Here is a 1,268-nt window from a genome sequence, read left to right as displayed (position 1 = left end):
GGGTCTGCTGCACGATCAGGTGACAGTTTCGGTCACGCGGCCTGACTGGCCGGTGTGGTCATGATTGCTTCGAATTCGATGGGGGTCAACCGCCCGAGGGTGGCCTGGCGTCGGCGGCGGTGGTAGGTGCGTTCGATCCAGGTGACGATCGCGATCCTCAGTTCCTCCCGAGTGTCCCACCGGCGGCGGTCCAGAACGTTCTTCTGCAGCAGGCTGAAGAAGCTCTCCATGGCCGCGTTGTCGCCGGCCGCACCGACGCGGCCCATCGATCCGACCATGTCGTGACGAGCCAAGGCGTGGACGAATTTTCGACTTCGAAATTGCGACCCCCTGTCCGTGTGGACGATGCAACCGGGTACCTGACCTCGGCGGGCGATCGCGCTGTGCAGGGCGGTGGTCGCCAGCCGGGACTTCATCCGCGAGTCGATCGAGTAGCCCACGATGCGATTGGAGAACACGTCCTTGATCGCACATACGTAGAGCTTCCCTTCGCCGGTACGATGCTCGGTAATGTCGCTCAGCCACAACTGATTTGGAGCATCGGCGGTGAAATCGCGCTCCACCAGATCATCGTGCACCGGCGGCCCGGCCTTGCCATTCTTGCCCCGCTTGCGCTTACCGAACGCGCTCCACAACCGATGCTGTGAACAGATCCGCCAGGCAGTCCGCTCAGCCATCGGCTCACCGGCGGCGCGGGCTTCCTCGACCAGATATCGGTAGCCGAACTCCGGGTCGTCGCGGTGGGCGTCGAACAAGGCGTTGGCGCGGTAGGCCTCGGCCAGCTCGGCGTGGGTGATCGGGTTGGCCAGCCAGCGGTAGTAGGGCTGGCGGGCGAGCTTGAGGACCCGGCACGTCACCGCAACGGGGATCCCGTCAGCGGCGAGCTCTTTCACGAGCGGGTAAAGCCTTTTCCCGGCAGATTCGACTGCGACAGATACGCCGCCGCCCGGCGCAGCACCTCATTCTCCTGCTCCAACAGCCGGTTTCGGCGACGCAGCTCGCGCAGCTCGGCCGATTCCCCGGTCGTCCTGCCCGGTGTTGCCCCGTCATCGACGTCTGCCTGACGAATCCATTTCCTCAACGTCATCGGGTGCACCCCGAAGTCGGCGGCGATCGCCTCGATCGTCACACCGTCCTCGCGGTTACGGGCGACCCGCACGATGTCCTCGCGGAACTCCTTGGGATACGGCCGTGCCATGGTGACATCCTCCCAGCCTGCCCATCCCGGGCAAGCGATCTCAGGTGTCACCTATTCGTGCAGCAGACCC

At 64.8% G+C, this 1,268-nt stretch carries 1 protein-coding gene; it reads right to left on the bottom strand.

Features of this window, described 5'->3' with window-relative positions; genetic code table 11:
- Positions 1–32: 32 nt before the first annotated feature.
- Positions 33–1,198, bottom strand: a protein-coding gene (locus A5658_RS14905; RefSeq protein WP_156751478.1) for an IS3 family transposase whose coding sequence is annotated in 2 segments (ribosomal slippage) — positions 33–911 and positions 914–1,198 — 1,164 coding nt in all. Because the reading frame shifts where the segments join, the coding sequence is not laid out codon by codon here.
- Positions 1,199–1,268: the final 70 nt, after the last annotated feature.

It is taken from the genome of Mycobacterium sp. 1245111.1 (assembly GCF_001673405.1).
Lineage (GTDB): Bacteria > Actinomycetota > Actinomycetes > Mycobacteriales > Mycobacteriaceae > Mycobacterium.
The sequence above is the reverse complement of the archived record's forward strand: the minus strand, read 5'-3'. Positions and strand labels throughout refer to the sequence as shown.